This window comes from Ruegeria sp. BB7 (genome assembly GCF_056539365.1).
This window is the reverse complement of the sequence record NZ_JBQFUV010000001.1, coordinates 923,882-941,045: the sequence shown is the minus strand read 5'-3', so window position 1 is coordinate 941,045 and position 17,164 is coordinate 923,882. Positions and strand designations below refer to the sequence as shown.

The following is a 17,164-nucleotide window of genomic DNA, read 5'->3' as shown; positions in this document are numbered from 1 at the left end:
GATGGCTCTTTCCCGACGCACAGGTCAGCGGTTTCAGGGGTCGGTCTGGCCCGGCTTTGTGGATGCAATCACCGGGCTTTTGATGGTGCTGACCTTTGTACTGACTATTTTTATGGTTGTGCAGTACGTGTTGCGGGAGACTATTTCGGGTCAGGAGGATGAGCTAAGCGCCTTGTCAGATGAGGTCGCAGCGCTGGCCGGAGCATTGGGGCTGGAGGAACGGGAAAACAGCCGGTTGCAGGCGCGGCTGGGTGTGTTGAACTCGACGTTGAATCAAGTCGAGACAGAGCTGGCACAGGCGCAGACCCAGTTGACCGATTTCGAAGCTCAGGTTGCGGCCCTGCTGCTAGCGCAGGAGCGCGCGCAGGGTGAAATTGCCGACTTGCAAAGCGAACAGAATGCCTTGAACCGGGCCTTGGCACAAAGCCGGGCAGAAATTGACGAACAAACCGAGGCAGCCCGCTTGGCCGCAGCCCAACGAGAAGCGCTAGAGGCCCTCGTGGCTGATCTGGAACAGAGTGATGCGGCGCAGACCACTCGGATATCCGAGCTTGAAGAACAGCTGAGCGCAGAAGAGGCCGCCAAGCTAGCCGAAGCTGCTGCCGCTGAAAACCTGCGCAACCGGCTTCAGAATGCAGACGCCGAGCTGACGGCGATGACTCTTGCCTTGGAAGCCCAGCGTAAAGAGGCCGAAGAAACTTTGACACTTTTGGCGGCGGCACAGGCCGCCAAAGCGGAATTGGAGAGGCAGTTCGGCGAGCTGAAGAAAGAAGACCTGAAAGCCCAGCTTGAGGCAGCGCTTGCGGCGCGAACAGAGGCACAGGTTGAGGCACAGGAACAACGCACTCTGGCCGAAGAGCGTGCGGTCTTGTTGGCTGTGGCGCGTGACACATTGTCGGCTGAACAGGCCATTTCCGAAAAAGCGCAGCGCGAGACTGCGTTACTCAATCAGCAAATGGCCGCGCTGCGCGAGCAATTGGGCGGGTTACAGGCCCTGCTGGACGATTACGCAGAGCGCAACGCCGCTGCCGATATCCGTATTCAGACGCTGGGCCAAGACCTGAACGCTGCGTTGGCCCGTGCGGCCTCGGAAGAGCGCCGCCGCCGTCTGTTGGAAGAAGCCGAACGTGTCCGTCTTGAGGCGGAAGCTGAAGAATTGGCAGCACAGGCCGAGGATTTGCAGCGATATAGATCCGAGTTCTTTGGCAGGCTGCGTGACGTTCTGGGCGATGAGGAAGGCGTTCGAATCGAAGGCGACCGGTTCGTTTTCTCGTCCGAGGTGTTGTTTGATACCGGGTCAGCAGTCTTGTCACCGGCTGGTCAGCAGGATGTCGCAAAAGTAGCCAATATCCTGCGCAGCGTCGCCGCCGAAATCCCTGATGGTTTGAACTGGGTGATCCGGGTTGATGGCCACACAGACAACGTACCCTTGGCCGGGTCTGGGCGGTATCGCGACAATTGGGAGCTCAGTCAGGGGCGGGCGTTGTCGGTCGTGCGCTACATGGTCGAAGCGCTGGACATCCCGCCGAACAGATTGGCGGCCAATGGCTTTGGCGAGTTCCAACCCGTCAATCCAGCCGATACGCCCGAAGCCCGCGCGCAGAACCGGCGGATTGAATTGAAGCTGACGGAACGCTAAGCGTTATTCGACTAATACCACGACGGTTTTTTCGCTGATTGCTTCACCGGAACGGATTATGGTGACCTTGCCGTGATACTCCCCGGCAGGCCAGTTGGGCTTTGACAGACGTCGACCCGAGGCGCGAAATACCTGCGCCTGAGTTTTTTCCAACGTTACGTCCTGCGACAGAATCCCGCCTTCGGGGCCAGTGATTTCCAGCCGTAGTACATCGCCCTTGCGGTTGCCGTATGCGTGACCGAACAGAACAATCGCTGCGGCATCGACAGGTAAAACCGCATGTGCAGCGGTTCCGGCGCGGACGTCATCATAGTTGGGCACGTCATCGGAAAACCCTACAGATAACAGCCCCCCGGGAACGTAAGGTATCGGTTGCTCCCACAGGCTGGAATTGGGGGCGGAGCAGTCACCGCTGGTTTGTGGCGCAAAAGGGTCGATGCGCTTTCCGTCCTTTCGCACAGACAGGTGGAGATGTGGGAACTGAGTTGCTCCGCTAAGACCAATTTCACCCAACACTGCGCCAGCTGAGACCCGGTCGCCGGGTGAGACCCGGACCGATCCCATGCGCATATGGCAATACTGCGTCTGCCACTTGTTTTCATGGTCGATGACAACGCCATTGCCGCATTCCTGACCGGAAATGCTCTGATCGAAACCACCGTCTGCTACGCCGTCACGGGTATTCTTGACGATACCTGCTGCAGCGGCCAAGACCGCGACACGGCTATCAAGGTCGGCATGGGTTGGCAGAGCAAAATCTGTTCCCTTGTGGCCATCATAACTTAGTTCGCCGCAGCGGAAATCGCGGAAAACTCCTGCGTCGGGATCTTGATCGAAATAATTCTGGATATAGCAAGTTTCCCCCAACACGCAGTCAACGGGTTGGCGTAAAACGAATTCGCTCGCCGCCGGTGTGGCAGCGAGCGTTATCAATACCGTCAGAATGGATCGCATTCAGTCGGCGGTCAGCAACGGAGGCTTGTCCCCCGGAATGCGGGGCTGATCGGGGCCGAAGATTTGCAAATCCAACTCGCCCTTTTTGACCGAGACACGGACAACCCCTCCTTTGGCCAGTTTGCCGAACAACAGTTCCTCGGCCAGCGGTTTCTTGATGTGCTCCTGAATGACACGGCCAAGCGGGCGTGCGCCCATCTTGTCATCATATCCCTTGTCGGCCAGCCACTCGGCAGCTTTCGGCGTCAGATCTATGGTCACGCCACGATCCAATAACTGCGCTTCAAGCTGCAGGACGAATTTCTCGACCACTTGCAGGATGACCTCTTTCGGCAGCGATGCGAAGGAAATCACTGCATCCAGTCGGTTGCGGAACTCCGGGGTGAACATGCGCTCGATCGCGGCAGTATCCTCACCTTCACGGCGGTCACGGGCAAAGCCGATAGCGGCCTTGGCCTGTTCCTGCGCGCCCGCGTTCGACGTCATGATCAGCACCACGTTGCGGAAATTAACCGTGCGTCCGTTGTGATCAGTCAGTTCGCCATGGTCCATCACCTGCAATAGGATGTTGAACACGTCTGGGTGCGCCTTCTCGATCTCATCCAGAAGAAGCACGCAATGCGGATGTTGGTCGACGCCATCGGTCAGCAGACCGCCCTGATCGAACCCTACATAACCCGGAGGCGCGCCGATCAGACGGGAAACCGCGTGTTTCTCCATGTATTCCGACATATCGAAACGCAGCAGTTCAACACCCAGCGTGTCGGCTAGCTGTTTCGCCACCTCGGTTTTACCCACACCGGTCGGACCGGCGAACAGATAGTTGCCGATGGGTTTTTCAGGCTCACGCAGGCCAGCGCGCGCCAGCTTGATTGCACTGGCAAGCGCTTCGATGGCTACGTCCTGACCAAACACAACCCGTTTTAGCGAGGCTTCGAGGTCTTTCAGAACCTCTGCATCGTCCTTGGTGACGTTCTTGGGCGGAATGCGGGCGATCTTTGCGACGACCGCCTCGATCTCTTTCACGCCGATGGTTTTGCGGCGTTTGCTTTCCGCGACCAGATGCTGTGCGGCACCGGCCTCATCAATCACGTCGATGGCCTTATCCGGCAGCTTGCGGTCGTTGATATACCGCGCCGACAGTTCAACAGCGGTTTTGATCGCGTCTGCCGTATATTTGATCTCGTGATGCTTTTCGAAATAGGGCTTGAGACCGCGCAGGATCTTCACGCTGTCTTCGACCGAAGGTTCGTTCACGTCGATCTTCTGGAACCGGCGGCTCAGCGCTCGGTCTTTTTCGAAATGCTGACGGAATTCTTTATACGTTGTCGAACCCATGGTGCGAAGCTTGCCGCCCTGCAGGGCAGGCTTCAGCAAGTTCGACGCATCCATCGCGCCGCCCGAGGTAGCACCTGCACCGATTACAGTGTGGATCTCATCAATGAACAGCACCGCATCCGGGTGATCTTCCAACTCGGTCACGACGGCCTTCAAGCGCTCCTCGAAATCGCCGCGATAGCGGGTTCCGGCCAGCAATGCGCCCATATCCAGCGAATAGATTGTGGTATTGGACAGTACATCCGGCGCTTCGCCGCCCACGATTTTGTGGGCCAGACCCTCGGCAATGGCTGTTTTGCCCACGCCCGGATCACCCACCAGCAGAGGGTTGTTCTTGCGGCGGCGGCATAGCACCTGAATGCAGCGCTCAACTTCATCGGCGCGGCCGATCAGAGGGTCAACGTCGCCTGCGCGCGACTTCGCGTTCAGATCAATGCAATATTTGCCAAGCGCGCTTTCTTTCTGATCGGCGTCGCTCGGCGTGGCTTGTTCTTCTTCTTCGACCTGATCCGCACCAGAAACCGAGCGGCTTTCGCCATAAGCCGGGTCTTTCGCCACGCCATGTGCGATGAAGTTCACCGCGTCATAACGGGTCATGTCCTGTTCTTGCAGGAAATAAGCGGCGTTGCTTTCGCGCTCGGCAAAAATAGCGACCAACACATTAGCGCCTGTCACTTCGGTTCGGCCCGAACTTTGTACGTGGATCGCGGCGCGCTGTATCACGCGTTGGAAGGCGGCAGTTGGAACCGCTTCGGACCCGTCGATATCCGTCACCAGATTCGACAGATCTTCGTCGATGAATTCGACCAGCGTGCTGCGTAGTTCATCCAGATCAACGCTGCAGGCCTTCATGACGCGGATGGCATCAGGTTCTTCAAGCAGCGCCAGCAGCAAGTGCTCCAGCGTTGCAAATTCGTGGCGCCGTTCATTCGCAGCCGCCAAGGCCGCGTGAATGGCTTGTTCTAATGTGCTCGAGAATGAAGGCACGCGGGTGCTCCTCTGTCTTGGGTCGAAAGGGGCAGGTTTTCGGCCGGAACCCCATTCCAACCATGTCCTCATACTATTAGAGTTTGGTTGATCGTGGCCCGGCTTCAAGGGTTTTCTTTCACTTGACAGTCACATTTAACGTGACCGTTGCCATGAAGAGAGCGAATTAGGCATTAAAATCGGTCTTTTCTAGCCCTGATTTCGGCAAAAACCGTAGCCGGATCGGCGTTTTCCATGCCCAGTTCGGCCTGAATCGCCGGATCAGTGGCGCGCAAGAACGGGTTCGTCGCTTTCTCCAGCGCCAAGGTTGACGGCACTGTGGGCTGTCCGGCTGCACGGGCTTTCTCGATTTCGGCCATGCGCTGCTGCAGTGCGGCATTGTCCGGGTCGACTGTTATGGCGAATTTCGCGTTGGATTGCGTGTATTCATGGCCGGAACACACCAGTGTGTTGTCGGGCAGGGCGGCCAGCTTGGACAGCGAGGCCCACATTTGTGGCGCGGTGCCTTCGAACAGGCGGCCACATCCAAGCGCCATCAGGCTGTCTGCGGTAAATACGGCATCGCTTTGCGGCATATAGTATGCAACATGGCCGTCTGTGTGCCCCGAGACATCCAGCACTTGCACGGGTTCGCCGCCGATCTCAAACTCATCGCCTTCGGCCACGCGTTCATCCAGCGGGGGCAGGCGGTGGGCGTCGGCGGCGGCGCCGATAACCTTGGCGGGCTGTTTTTCCAGAATACCCGCCAAGCCGTCTACATGGTCCCAATGGTGGTGCGTCAGCAGAACGTGGCTGAGCGTCCATCCGCGCTTGTCCAGCGCGGCTAGAATCGGGGCCGCCTCGGGCGCGTCGACAAGGGCGGTCTGGCCACTGGCAGGATCATGGGCCAGAAATGCGTAATTGTCGCTGAGGCACGGGATGGTGACGATCTCAAGAGGCATGGCCTTTTGCCCTTTCGTTGCTAGAGTGTGCTCAGCTAAGCCGATTGACAGGGTGTCCGCAATGCATCTTGACGTGCAGGATCTGAGGAATTTCTACTACCGCAGCACATTGGGTCGCGCTGCGCAGGCGGCCATTCGTGGTCGGCTGACCGAAATGTGGCCTGAAGCCAAGGGTCAGACTGTAGTGGGGTTTGGATTTGCCGTGCCTCTGCTGCGGCCGTATTTGGCGGATGCGCGGCGGGTGATTGGTCTCATGCCCGGTCCGCAGGGCGTGATGCCCTGGCCGGCGGGGATGCCCAATGTCTCGGTCCTGGCTGAAGAGACACTGTGGCCGATTGAAACCGGCCATGTCGACAAGCTGGTTGTCATGCACGGGCTAGAAACCTCTGGCCGCCCCAGCGATTTGCTGAATGAATGCTGGAGGGTTCTAGGTCCCGGTGGGCGGGCTCTGTTCGTTGTGCCGAACCGGGCGGGTCTTTGGTCTCGGACGGATAGAACGCCATTCGGGTTTGGGCGCCCCTATTCGGCGTCGCAATTAGAAAGCCAGTTAAAGGCACATCACTTTCTGCCGGAAAGGCATTGCTCGGCTCTATACATGCCGCCGTCGTTTCGACGCTTTTGGCTAAAATCGGGAAGCCTGATTGAAAAAACCGGGCAACGTGTCCCCACGGTTATGGCTGGGGGCGTTCTGATGGTCGAGGTTACCAAACATATCCAGCCACCCAGTGGCAGCGTCACCAAAGAGACCGAGCGGCGACCCATCAAGGCCCTGGATGGGTTGTTGAAGCCCGCGTGAAATTTCATCCTCCTGGGGCGGAAAAAATGCGGGAAATAGGTCACAGGAATCGCAAAAAACTGCATATTCGTAACATTTTTCAACTGGGCCAATGGGTTCAAACCGTCGCACTTATGGTAAGTGTATGAAAAATATAGATTTGTGGATAAATCTGTTACCGCTATAGCGTATTGCTAGGTTGGTTCGGCTCTGCTACATCCCCGGTGATTTTGATCCCCGCCCTAAATGGACGGGGTTTCCTCACGCCCCAAAGTAGCGGCCGCTACTCAAAATTAGGGCCTCAAATATCGGAAGGGTGGACGTGTCCGAACCAGCTTCGATTTCCACAGGCATTGCCGAGCGCTATGCCACAGCGATCTTCGAGATCGCCAAAGAGAATAATGACCTTGCAGGTCTGGAAACCGGCATCAACGATTTGGCAGCAGCTTTGGGCGAAAGCGCCGACTTGCGCGACCTGATTGCATCGCCGCTGGTATCCCGCGCCGAACAGGAAGCAGCGATTACCGCGATTGCCGACAAGATGGGTCTGCATACCATCCTGCGCAACACGCTGGGTCTGATGGCCGAAAAGCGCCGCCTGTTTGTTATTCCGCAACTGGTGCAGGTTCTGCGCGACATGCTGACAGACGAACGCGGCGAAGTGACCGCCGATGTCGCCTCGGCCAAGGCGCTGACCAAGACGCAACTGGATAAACTGTCCAAAACGCTGTCCGAGCGTGTGGGCAAGACCGTGACAATCAATGCGACCGTTGATGAAAGCCTCATCGGCGGTCTTGTCGTTAAAGTGGGCTCGAAAATGATCGATAGCTCGATCCGTTCGAAGCTGAACTCCCTACAGAATGCAATGAAAGAGGTCGGATAAATGGGAATCCAAGCTGCAGAGATTTCTGCAATCCTGAAGGACCAGATCAAGAATTTTGGTCAGGAAGCCGAAGTGGCCGAAATCGGCCGCGTGCTGAGCGTCGGTGACGGGATTGCCCGTGTATACGGCCTGGACAACGTACAAGCCGGTGAGATGGTCGAATTCCCCGGTGGCATCATGGGCATGGCGCTGAACCTGGAAAGCGACAACGTCGGTGTCGTTATCTTCGGTTCTGACCGTGACATTAAAGAAGGTGACACCGTCAAGCGCACCAACTCGATCGTGGACGTTCCGATCGGCGACGAGTTGCTGGGCCGCGTTGTTGACGGTCTGGGTAACCCGCTGGACGGCAAGGGCCCGATCAACGCAACCAAGCGTGGCGTCGCGGACGTTAAGGCGCCGGGCATCATTCCTCGTAAGTCGGTTCATGAGCCGATGGCAACCGGCCTGAAATCGGTTGACGCGATGATCCCGATTGGCCGTGGCCAGCGTGAGCTGATCATTGGTGACCGTCAGACCGGTAAAACCGCCGTTGCTCTGGACGCGATCCTGAACCAGAAAACCTACAACGACGCAGCAGGCGACGACGAGTCGAAGAAACTGTACTGCGTGTACGTTGCGATCGGTCAAAAGCGTTCGACCGTTGCGCAGTTGGTAAAGAAACTGGAAGAATCCGGTGCGATTGAATACTCGATCGTTGTGGCTGCAACCGCGTCCGACCCGGCACCGATGCAGTTCCTGGCACCCTACGCCGCAACCGCGATGGCCGAGTACTTTCGCGACAACGGCCGTCACGCGCTGATCATCTATGATGACCTGTCCAAGCAGGCTGTGTCCTATCGTCAGATGTCGCTGCTGCTGCGCCGTCCGCCCGGACGTGAAGCCTATCCTGGTGACGTTTTCTACCTCCATTCGCGCCTGCTGGAGCGTTCGGCAAAGCTGAATGAAGATTTCGGTGCGGGCTCGCTGACCGCTCTGCCGGTTATCGAAACTCAGGGTGGTGACGTTTCGGCGTTTATTCCGACCAACGTGATTTCGATCACCGACGGTCAGATCTTCCTGGAAACTGAACTGTTCTATCAGGGCATCCGTCCTGCTGTGAACACCGGTCTGTCGGTTTCGCGTGTGGGCTCTTCGGCTCAGACCAACTCGATGAAATCGGTTGCGGGTCCGGTGAAACTGGAACTGGCGCAGTACCGCGAAATGGCTGCGTTTGCGCAGTTCGGTTCCGACCTCGACGCCGCAACTCAGCAGCTGCTGAACCGTGGTGCGCGTCTGACCGAGCTGATGAAACAGCCGCAGTATTCGCCGTTGACCAACGCTGAAATCGTCTGCGTTATCTTCGCCGGTACCAACGGTTACCTCGACAAGATCGAAGTATCTGATGTTGGACGTTACGAAGCTGGCCTGCTGGCGCACCTGCGTGGCAAACACGCGGATCTGCTTCAGTGGATCACGGACGAAGATCCCAAGATCAAGGGTGACGCTTCCGACAAGATCAAGGCTGCGCTGGACGAATACGCCGCAACCTTCGCTTAAGGGAGAGGCGGGCATATGCCAAATCTTAAGGACCTTAAAAACAGGATCGAGTCGGTCAAATCGACCCGAAAGATCACCAAGGCCATGCAGATGGTCGCGGCTGCAAAACTGCGCCGCGCCCAGGAATCTGCCGAAGCCTCGCGCCCCTATGCCGAGCGGTTCAATGCCGTGATGGCGGGGCTGGCGGCATCGGTCGGGGGTAGCGACAGCGCCCCCAAGCTGCTCCGTGGTACGGGCAGTGATGATGTCCATCTGCTGGTTGTGATGACAGCTGAACGCGGCCTCTGCGGCGGCTTCAACTCGAACATCGCCAAGCTGGCCCGCCAAAAGGCGGAAGAGCTGCGCGGCAAAGGCAAGACGGTCAAGGTTCTGACCGTCGGCAAGAAAGGCCGCGACGCGCTCAAGCGTGATTTAGGCGATCTGTTCGTTGGACATATCGACCTGAGCGAGGTCAAGCGTCTGGGTTATTCCAACGCGCAAGACATCGCCAAGGACATCCTGTCTCGCTTTGACGGGGGTGAGTTCGACGTTGCCACGATCTTCTACTCGAAGTTCGTCAACGTAGTGACCCAGATCCCAACGGCACAGCAGGTCATTCCCGCCTCGTTCGAGGAAACCGAGGGTGACGATAGCGGTGCCATCTTCGATTACGAGCCCAGCGAAGAGGCCATTCTGGCCGACCTGCTGCCCAAGGGGGTTGCGACCGCGATCTTCTCGGCTCTGCTCGAAAACGGAGCGTCTGAACAGGGTGCACGGATGTCCGCGATGGACAACGCGACACGTAACGCGGGTGAGATGATCGACAAGCTGACGATCCAGTTCAACCGTTCGCGTCAGGCCGTGATCACCAACGAGCTGATTGAAATTATTTCCGGCGCCGAAGCGCTGTAAGAAAACCGGAGACAACAATATGGCGAATGCAAAAGGCAAAGTCACACAGATCATCGGGGCCGTCGTCGACGTGCACTTCGAAGATCAGCTGCCTGAAATTCTGAACGCGCTGGAAACCGAAAACAACGGCAAGCGTCTGGTACTGGAAGTTGCCCAGCACCTGGGTGAAAACACTGTCCGCACCATCGCGATGGACGCGACCGAAGGTCTGGTCCGTGGTGCAGAAGTGACCGACATGGGCGCACCGATCTCGGTTCCCGTTGGTAACGCCACCCTGGGCCGTATCCTGAACGTTGTCGGCGAGCCGATCGACGAAAAGGGCCCGGTTGAAGCAACCGAAACCCGCGGGATCCACCAGCCTGCGCCGACTTTCGCGGAACAGTCGACTGAGTCGGAAGTTCTGGTGACCGGCATCAAGGTTGTTGACCTGCTGGCCCCTTACGCCAAAGGCGGTAAGATCGGCCTGTTCGGCGGTGCCGGCGTTGGTAAAACCGTTCTGATCATGGAACTGATCAACAACATCGCAAAAGTGCACTCGGGCTTCTCGGTGTTCGCGGGTGTTGGTGAACGGACCCGCGAAGGGAACGACCTGTACCACGAGATGATCGAATCGAACGTGATCAAGCCGGACAACCTGTCGGAATCGCAGGTGGCCCTGGTTTACGGCCAGATGAACGAACCTCCGGGAGCGCGTGCGCGTGTTGCTCTGACCGGTCTGACGCTGGCCGAGCAGTTCCGCGACCAGTCCGGTACCGACGTTCTGTTCTTCGTCGACAACATCTTCCGCTTCACGCAGGCGGGCTCCGAGGTTTCGGCTCTGCTGGGTCGTATTCCTTCGGCTGTGGGCTACCAGCCGACGCTGGCCACCGATATGGGCGCCCTGCAGGAACGCATCACCTCGACCAAATCTGGCTCGATCACATCCGTGCAGGCGATCTACGTGCCTGCGGACGACCTTACCGACCCTGCGCCGGCAACCTCGTTCGCTCACTTGGACGCGACCACCGTTCTTAACCGTGCGATCTCGGAAAAGGGTATCTACCCTGCGGTTGACCCGCTCGACTCGACCTCGCGTCTGCTCGACCCGGCCATCGTTGGTGAAGAGCACTACAAGGTTGCGACCGACGTTCAGCAGATCCTCCAGCGCTACAAATCGCTGCAGGACATCATCGCCATCCTCGGCATGGACGAACTGTCGGAAGAGGACAAACTGACCGTGGCCCGTGCCCGTAAGATCGAACGCTTCCTGTCGCAGCCGTTTGACGTGGCCGAAGTCTTCACCGGTTCGCCGGGCGTTCAGGTTGCCCTGGATGTCACCATCTCGTCGTTCAAGGCCGTTGTGGCTGGCGAATACGATCACCTGCCCGAGGCAGCCTTCCTGATGGTTGGCGGTATCGACGACGTGATCGCCAAAGCCGAGAAGATGGCAGCAGAAGCCGCCTAAGGAGCACACCTGATGGCAAACACGATGCAATTCGACCTCGTCAGCCCCGAGCGGAGCCTAGCTTCGCTCGCGGTTACCGCGGTCCAGATTCCCGGCGCGGACGGGGATATGACGGCGATGCCCGATCATGCTCCCACCATCACCACGCTGCGCCCCGGTCTGCTGAAGGTTGAGGCACCCGAAGGGTCCAGCGAATACCTGGTCACCGGCGGGTTTGCCCAGATCAACGGCGATGGCCTGTCGGTTCTGGCCGAAAAGGCCATTCCGGTAGCTGAAGTGACCCGGTCGCATCTGGACGTCCTGATCGCTGACGCACGCGCCTCGCACGAAGCGGCCAAGGCAGGCGACGATCAAACCATCGTCGACGACGCCGCCAAGCTGCTGGCCGATATGGAAGCCCTTGGGACGCATATGAGCCTATAAGGCTCTGGAAGTGCTAAAGAACAAAAACGGCTCCGCCTGCGCGGGGCCGTTTTTTTGTCGTGATTTTGCCGGGGGCGCAGGATAAGTGTAAGGAATAAATAGACAAAGATTACCAGAATAAAGACATTTCGAACCCACCCGATTGGTATTGACCAAGGCGAGGTCGTACTCTTTTCAGATTTCGCCGACGGCGGCGATATGTGGACAGGTGAGGGACCGCGTGAGCGGCATTCAGCCATTAAGTTCAGCCAGCCGTTCCGCTCGGCACCCGTGGTTCAGATCGGCGTGTCACTTTGGGATGTGGATACGTCCTCGGCCCTGCGGGCCGAAGTAACGACTGCTGACATTACACCCGAAGGGTTCAGCGCGGTCTTTCGGACCTGGTCTGACACCCGGATTGCTCGAATTCGGGTGAACTGGACCGCGATCGGAGAGGTCGCGCACGAGGATGACTGGGATATTTCCTAGCGCGCCGTGAGTAGCGCGCTGGAAATGGTGTCAGCTGTCCTGTGCCTCGATCATGTCCACGCGCGTTGCGTGACGGCCGCCTTCGAACTCGGCGGTCAGAAACGCATCCACGATGTCCAAGGCCTGACCTTCGCCGACAACACGCGCACCAATGGACAGCATATTGGCGTTATTGTGCTGGCGGATCATCCGGGCCGAGAACGCATCCGAGCACACGCCACAACGGATGCCCGGCACTTTGTTTGCTGCCATCATGATGCCCTGACCGGTGCCGCACAGAACGATCCCAAGATGGCAATCACCCGATGCGACGGCCTGTGCTGCGGCTTTGCCGTGCAGTGGGTAATGTGTGCTTTCAGGGGTGGTGGGGCCGATGTCGACCACGTCCCAGCCCAGCGCGGCGATGTGGTTTGCTACAGCTTGGCGCAGCTCAATGGCTGCGTGGTCGCTGGATAGGACAATGCGTTTGCTGGCGGTCACGGAAAAGTCCTGCCTTTGTGTCGGTGAATGTAAAAAAGGGCGACCAAGCGGGCCGCCCATCGGGTTTAGTCCATATTGTACATGGATTCGTAGATCGGTGTCAGGGTCTTATCCTCGAACAGGGAAGATACGCTGGTACCATTCCAGATGTTCAGGATCGCCTGCGTAAAGATCGGTGCGGTCGGCACGATACGGATGTTCTTGGCCTTGTTGATCTCGGGCGTCGGCTGGATCGTGTCGGTCAACACCAGAGATTTCATCACCGAGTTGGTTACACGCTCAACCGCGGGGCCGCTCATGACGCCGTGAGTGATGTAGGAGTGTACCTCCTTCGCGCCGTTATCCAGCAGCACTTGAGCCGCCTTGCACAGCGTTCCGGCGGTGTCGCACATGTCGTCCACGATCAGGCAGATTTTGTCTTTGACGTCACCAATTACGGTCATCTCGGCCACTTCACCGGCTTTCTCGCGGCGCTTGTCGACGATCGACAGCGGTGCGTTTATCCGCTTGGCCAGTTCGCGGGCCCGGGCCACGCCGCCCACGTCAGGAGAGACAACCATGATTTCGTCCATCTGCCCCTTGAACTGGTTTTTCACATCCAGCGCAAAAATCGGCGAGGCATAGAGGTTGTCCACCGGAATATCGAAAAAGCCCTGAATCTGGGCCGCGTGCAGGTCCATGGTCAGGACGCGCTCGATCCCGGCGCCGGTTAGCATGTTGGCGACCAGCTTGGCGCTGATCGGTGTGCGGGCCTTGGTGCGGCGGTCCTGTCGGGCATAGCCGAAATAGGGGATCACGGCTGTAATCCGCTGGGCCGACGACCGGCGCAGAGCATCGGCGATGATCAGCAGCTCCATCAGGTTGTCATTGGCTGGGTTCGACGTCGGCTGGACGATGAACATATCCTCGCCACGCACATTTTCGAACACTTCGACGAAAATCTCACCGTCGTTGAACCGCTCGACTCGCGCATCGACCAGACCCTGATCGACACCGCGATACAGACTCATGCGGCGAGCAATGGATTCGGCAAGCGGAAGGTTCGCGTTCCCAGCGATTAGCTTGGGTTCGTGGAGTGTCGGCATCGGCTGAGGTCCCCGGGCAGCTATGGCAAATGTGACAGATTCGTGATTTTGACACCGCTTAGCATGGCCTTACCGTCCAGCAAAGGTAACGCAGCGGAGAAAGTGCACATGGCCCAAATTGACTACTTTTTTGCGACAATCTCGCCATACACTTATCTGGCGGGTTCGAGGCTAGAAGAGATTGCGGCCAAGCATGGCGCTACGATCAATTACAAACCGCTGGATATCATGGCGCTGTTCGGACGTACCGGGGGAACTCCGCCGAAAGATCGCCATCCCTCGCGCATTGAATACAGGGTCCAGGAATTGCTGCGGCAGTCAAAAGCCCTAGGCATGGATTTTAACCTGCAGCCCGCGCATTGGCCAACCAATATGGCACTGTCGTCCTATGCGGTAATTGCGGCGGTGAAGGATGGATCAGGGGATGTTGGCAAACTGGTTCAATCTTTTCTGCGGGCCTGCTGGGCCGAGGAAAAGGACATCGCACAAGATGACGTGATCCGTGATTGCCTGTCGCAGGCCGGGTTCGATCCAAGCCTTGCCGATAGTGGATTGTTGGTTGGGGCCGAGACCTATGCCGCCAATCTGGAAGAGGCCGTTGAACGCGGGGCCTTTGGCGCTCCGTTCTACATCACTGAAGACGATCAGAGGTTCTGGGGGCAGGACCGGTTGGATGACCTGGACCGCCACCTGACCGAATTGAGCGGCTGACAGACCTTTCGTCAGAGTAGGGCGAGGAAGCGGTCGATATCTTCGTTGCTGATCGACCAGTCGCAGACAAGGCGGCAGGCAAGGATTTCTTCGTCGTTTGCCCCGTCCAGTTCGGCCCCCCACAGGTGATAGACGGCCCCGGCCTCGTGCAGTTGCTTATGCCGGGCGCGGGAAAACTGTGCAAAGATCATGTTCGCCTGTGGTTCATGCAGAAAACTCGCGCCCTTTTCACGCAGACCGTCGGCCAGCCGGGCGCATTTGGCGTTAGCCTCGCGTGCCGACTGCAGCCAAAGGTCATCTTGTAGATACGCTGCCATCTGAGCAGACAGATAGCGATGTTTTGAGAACAGATGCGCGCCCCTTTTCCGGCGCAACTCGAATTCCCAGGCTTTCGTTTCGTCAAAGAATACGACTGCCTCTACACCCATCAACCCGTTCTTGGTACCGCCAAAGCTGACGGCATCCACGCCCGCCTTCCATGTCATCTCGGCAGGGGAACAATTCAGCGCCACCAGAGCGTTGGTAAATCGCGCACCGTCCAAGTGGACCGGCAACCCATATTCCTTGGCGACGCCGCACAGCGCGTGCAATTCACTCAGCGAATAGACCGAGCCGCGTTCAGTCACTTGCGTGATCGACACTGGACCCCGTTGCGGACCATGTACGCCGCGCGTTTCTTCGGCAAGGATAGACTGGCGCAGGGCCTCAGGCTCCATCTTGTCGCCGCCGGGTACCAGCGACAGCTTGGCACCGCTGTAAAATTCCGGCGCGTTGCACTCGTCTTCATGGATGTGGGCGACAGGAGAGCAAAAGATCGTCTCCCAGGGGTTTGCCAGTGTCGACAATGCCAGCACGTTTGCCGCCGTCCCGGTGGCCACCAGATAAACCGCCGCGCCGGGGGCCTCGAAGATGCCGCGAATGCGATCCCGCACTTCGTTCATCACGGTGTCGGCCCCGTAGGCCATCTGATAGCCCTGATTTGCTTCGTTCAAAGCGGCCATGACCTGAGGGTGAACCGGGCCGGAATTGTCAGAAGCGAAATACATCAGTTGGGCTCCTCGATGATATAGTCTTCCCACTCTTCGATGGGTGTTTCAAACTCGGATACCGTGCGCCCCTGAACCGAAATACCTGCGGCGTGCACGCTGTCTGGCGTACCAGATATCAAAGGGTGCCAGTCGTAAAGCGGTTTCCCTTCCCACAGCAGCCGATAGGCGCAGGTCTGCGGCAACCAATAGGCGTGATCGTCGATATTCTCGGGCTTCATCACGATACATTCCGGCACGAATTGGTGGCGGATGTCGTATTGCGTGCAGCGGCAGCTCGCGTCGTCCAGCAGGCGGCAGGCGACGCAGGTTAGGGCAACCTCGCCAGTGTCTTCGTCCTCAAGCTTGTTCAGGCAACATTTGCCGCAACCGTCACAAAGCGCCTCCCATTCCTGCTGGTTCATCTTGGTCAGCGGTTTGCGTTCCCAGAACCGAGGAGCGAGGCCGTTTCGATCAATCGGGTCAGTGGTCATAGCGCCGCCAGCACGGTGCGGGCCTTGTCGCAATCGGAATCCATTTGTGCGATCAGACCGTCGAGGCCATCAAAGGTCATCTCGGGGCGCAGGTATTCGACCAGCCCGACCGAAAGGGTCGCGCCATACAGGTCGCCCGAGAAATCAAAGAGGAAAGTCTCGATATTGGGTACTTCGCCATTGAACATCGGACGTGTCCCAACCGAGGCTGCGCCGTGATAGCTGCCGTGATGCGGCCCGTCCAAGACGTCAACCAGCACTGCATAGACGCCAAATTTCGGCGGGTGCAGACCTTCGATAGACATGTTGGCCGTGGGAAAGCCCAACTCGCGCCCGCGCTGTTCACCGCCGATCACCTCACCCTCGATCCGGTGCCAGTGGCCCAGCATGTTGGCTGCGTCACTGGGGCGGCCTTCGGTCAGGGCGGTGCGGATGGCCGTAGACGACACGACATTCTCAGAGCGTTCCATCAGTGGCGCGATGGTGACGCCAAACCCCAATTGTTGCCCAAATCGAACCATGTCCTCAGCCGAGCCGCTGCGCCCTTTGCCGAAGCAGAAATCGGCACCAACCACCACATGCGACAGGCCCAGCCCGTCGCAAATTACGTTTCGCGCGAACTCTTCCGGGGTCAGCCCAGCCAAGGCGGCGTTGAAGGGCAGTTCATACAGTTTCTTGACACCCAGCTTCTCTAGCCGGTGCGCGCGGGCATTGCCGCGCATCAGTCGAAAAGGGGGGGCATCCGGCGCAAAATACTCACGTGGATGAGGCTCAAATGTCAGCACGCCTAGGGGGGCATCCGGCGCGGCATTTCGCGCCAGCTCGATCACCGATTGGTGGCCGATATGAACGCCGTCAAAGTTCCCGATCGCCACGCTGGCGCCGCGGTCTTCAGGCTCGATAAATTGAAAATCCCGGATGATGCGCATGAGAGTTTGCGTAACCGGGCAGGGACACATGTTCAAGCTCCAGAATGAACTTTGACGGTGCGTTGGCGCACTTACCGACAGCCCTTTTCGGTTTGGTCAAGGTTGGCTGTGTTCCTGCGAAGTCAGTGGTTGGTCCACAACTGCTTGAGTTAAAAAAA

Annotated in this window: 17 protein-coding genes; 9 read left to right on the top strand and 8 right to left on the bottom strand. The window is 58.2% G+C overall.

Annotated features, from left to right (window positions below; genetic code table 11):
• The first annotated feature begins 1 nt into the window (after position 1).
• Entirely contained in the window at positions 2-1,639 is a 1,638-nt protein-coding gene (locus tag ACR0D7_RS04695; protein WP_480677937.1) for a peptidoglycan -binding protein, read from the top strand.
• A gap of 3 nt (positions 1,640-1,642) precedes the next feature.
• Here the strand turns inward: ACR0D7_RS04695 and ACR0D7_RS04690 are convergent, their stop codons facing one another.
• From ACR0D7_RS04690 to gloB, 3 genes are all read right to left on the bottom strand, one after another.
• Positions 1,643-2,593: a M23 family metallopeptidase gene (locus ACR0D7_RS04690; RefSeq protein WP_480677936.1), complete on the bottom strand. Its 951-nt coding sequence runs from the start codon at positions 2,591-2,593 to the stop codon at positions 1,643-1,645.
• Positions 2,594-4,918, bottom strand: a complete 2,325-nt coding sequence (gene clpA / locus ACR0D7_RS04685) for an ATP-dependent Clp protease ATP-binding subunit ClpA (RefSeq protein WP_480677935.1) — start codon at positions 4,916-4,918, stop codon at positions 2,594-2,596.
• Positions 4,919-5,091: 173 nt separating this feature from the next.
• Positions 5,092-5,859: a hydroxyacylglutathione hydrolase gene (gene gloB, locus ACR0D7_RS04680; RefSeq protein WP_480677934.1), complete on the bottom strand. Its 768-nt coding sequence runs from the start codon at positions 5,857-5,859 to the stop codon at positions 5,092-5,094.
• A gap of 61 nt (positions 5,860-5,920) precedes the next feature.
• On the opposite strand from gloB, the gene ACR0D7_RS04675 reads away from it, so the two are divergent.
• From ACR0D7_RS04675 to ACR0D7_RS04645, 7 genes are all read left to right on the top strand, one after another.
• Positions 5,921-6,655 (top strand): methyltransferase domain-containing protein, encoded by a 735-nt coding sequence (locus ACR0D7_RS04675; RefSeq protein ID WP_480677933.1) that lies wholly within the window; start codon positions 5,921-5,923, stop codon positions 6,653-6,655.
• 301 nt (positions 6,656-6,956) lie between these two features.
• Positions 6,957-7,517 (top strand): F0F1 ATP synthase subunit delta, encoded by a 561-nt coding sequence (locus ACR0D7_RS04670; protein ID WP_480677932.1) that lies wholly within the window; start codon positions 6,957-6,959, stop codon positions 7,515-7,517.
• On the top strand, positions 7,518-9,056 hold the full coding sequence (gene atpA, locus ACR0D7_RS04665) for a F0F1 ATP synthase subunit alpha (protein ID WP_480677931.1): 1,539 nt from the start codon (positions 7,518-7,520) through the stop codon (positions 9,054-9,056). It abuts the gene before it with no gap.
• 15 nt (positions 9,057-9,071) lie between these two features.
• A complete protein-coding gene (locus tag ACR0D7_RS04660; RefSeq protein ID WP_480677930.1) occupies positions 9,072-9,947 on the top strand; it encodes a F0F1 ATP synthase subunit gamma in 876 nt (291 codons plus the stop codon).
• A 19-nt stretch (positions 9,948-9,966) separates the two neighbouring features.
• On the top strand, positions 9,967-11,391 hold the full coding sequence (gene atpD, locus ACR0D7_RS04655; RefSeq protein WP_480677929.1) for a F0F1 ATP synthase subunit beta: 1,425 nt from the start codon (positions 9,967-9,969) through the stop codon (positions 11,389-11,391).
• A gap of 12 nt (positions 11,392-11,403) precedes the next feature.
• Positions 11,404-11,814, top strand: coding sequence for a F0F1 ATP synthase subunit epsilon (locus tag ACR0D7_RS04650; protein WP_480677928.1), 411 nt, complete (start codon positions 11,404-11,406; stop codon positions 11,812-11,814).
• A 117-nt stretch (positions 11,815-11,931) separates the two neighbouring features.
• Entirely contained in the window at positions 11,932-12,282 is a 351-nt protein-coding gene (locus ACR0D7_RS04645) for an H-type lectin domain-containing protein (RefSeq protein WP_480678006.1), read from the top strand.
• Positions 12,283-12,312: 30 nt separating this feature from the next.
• Here the strand turns inward: ACR0D7_RS04645 and rpiB are convergent, their stop codons facing one another.
• Together rpiB and ACR0D7_RS04635 are read right to left on the bottom strand one after the other, a co-directional pair.
• Positions 12,313-12,762, bottom strand: a complete 450-nt coding sequence (gene rpiB, locus ACR0D7_RS04640; RefSeq protein WP_170573440.1) for a ribose 5-phosphate isomerase B — start codon at positions 12,760-12,762, stop codon at positions 12,313-12,315.
• 65 nt (positions 12,763-12,827) lie between these two features.
• Positions 12,828-13,847: a ribose-phosphate pyrophosphokinase gene (locus tag ACR0D7_RS04635; protein ID WP_170573438.1), complete on the bottom strand. Its 1,020-nt coding sequence runs from the start codon at positions 13,845-13,847 to the stop codon at positions 12,828-12,830.
• A 108-nt stretch (positions 13,848-13,955) separates the two neighbouring features.
• Here ACR0D7_RS04635 and ACR0D7_RS04630 point away from each other — a divergent pair, with 108 nt between their 5' ends.
• A complete protein-coding gene (locus ACR0D7_RS04630) occupies positions 13,956-14,558 on the top strand; it encodes a DsbA family protein (protein ID WP_480677927.1) in 603 nt (200 codons plus the stop codon).
• Between the two features lie 11 nt (positions 14,559-14,569).
• Here ACR0D7_RS04630 and ACR0D7_RS04625 read toward each other — a convergent pair whose 3' ends face one another.
• From ACR0D7_RS04625 to ACR0D7_RS04615, 3 genes are read right to left on the bottom strand one after another with little or no spacing between them, the layout of a single operon-like run.
• Positions 14,570-15,604 carry a threonine aldolase family protein gene (locus ACR0D7_RS04625; RefSeq protein ID WP_480677926.1) on the bottom strand — a complete coding sequence of 345 codons (1,035 nt, stop codon included), beginning with the start codon at positions 15,602-15,604 and terminating at the stop codon, positions 14,570-14,572.
• Positions 15,604-16,077 carry a YcgN family cysteine cluster protein gene (locus ACR0D7_RS04620; RefSeq protein ID WP_480677925.1) on the bottom strand — a complete coding sequence of 158 codons (474 nt, stop codon included), beginning with the start codon at positions 16,075-16,077 and terminating at the stop codon, positions 15,604-15,606. The genes ACR0D7_RS04625 and ACR0D7_RS04620 overlap by 1 nt, the downstream gene beginning before the upstream one ends.
• Positions 16,074-17,006 (bottom strand): bifunctional riboflavin kinase/FAD synthetase, encoded by a 933-nt coding sequence (locus ACR0D7_RS04615; protein ID WP_480677924.1) that lies wholly within the window; start codon positions 17,004-17,006, stop codon positions 16,074-16,076. The genes ACR0D7_RS04620 and ACR0D7_RS04615 overlap by 4 nt, the downstream gene beginning before the upstream one ends.
• Positions 17,007-17,164: the final 158 nt, after the last annotated feature.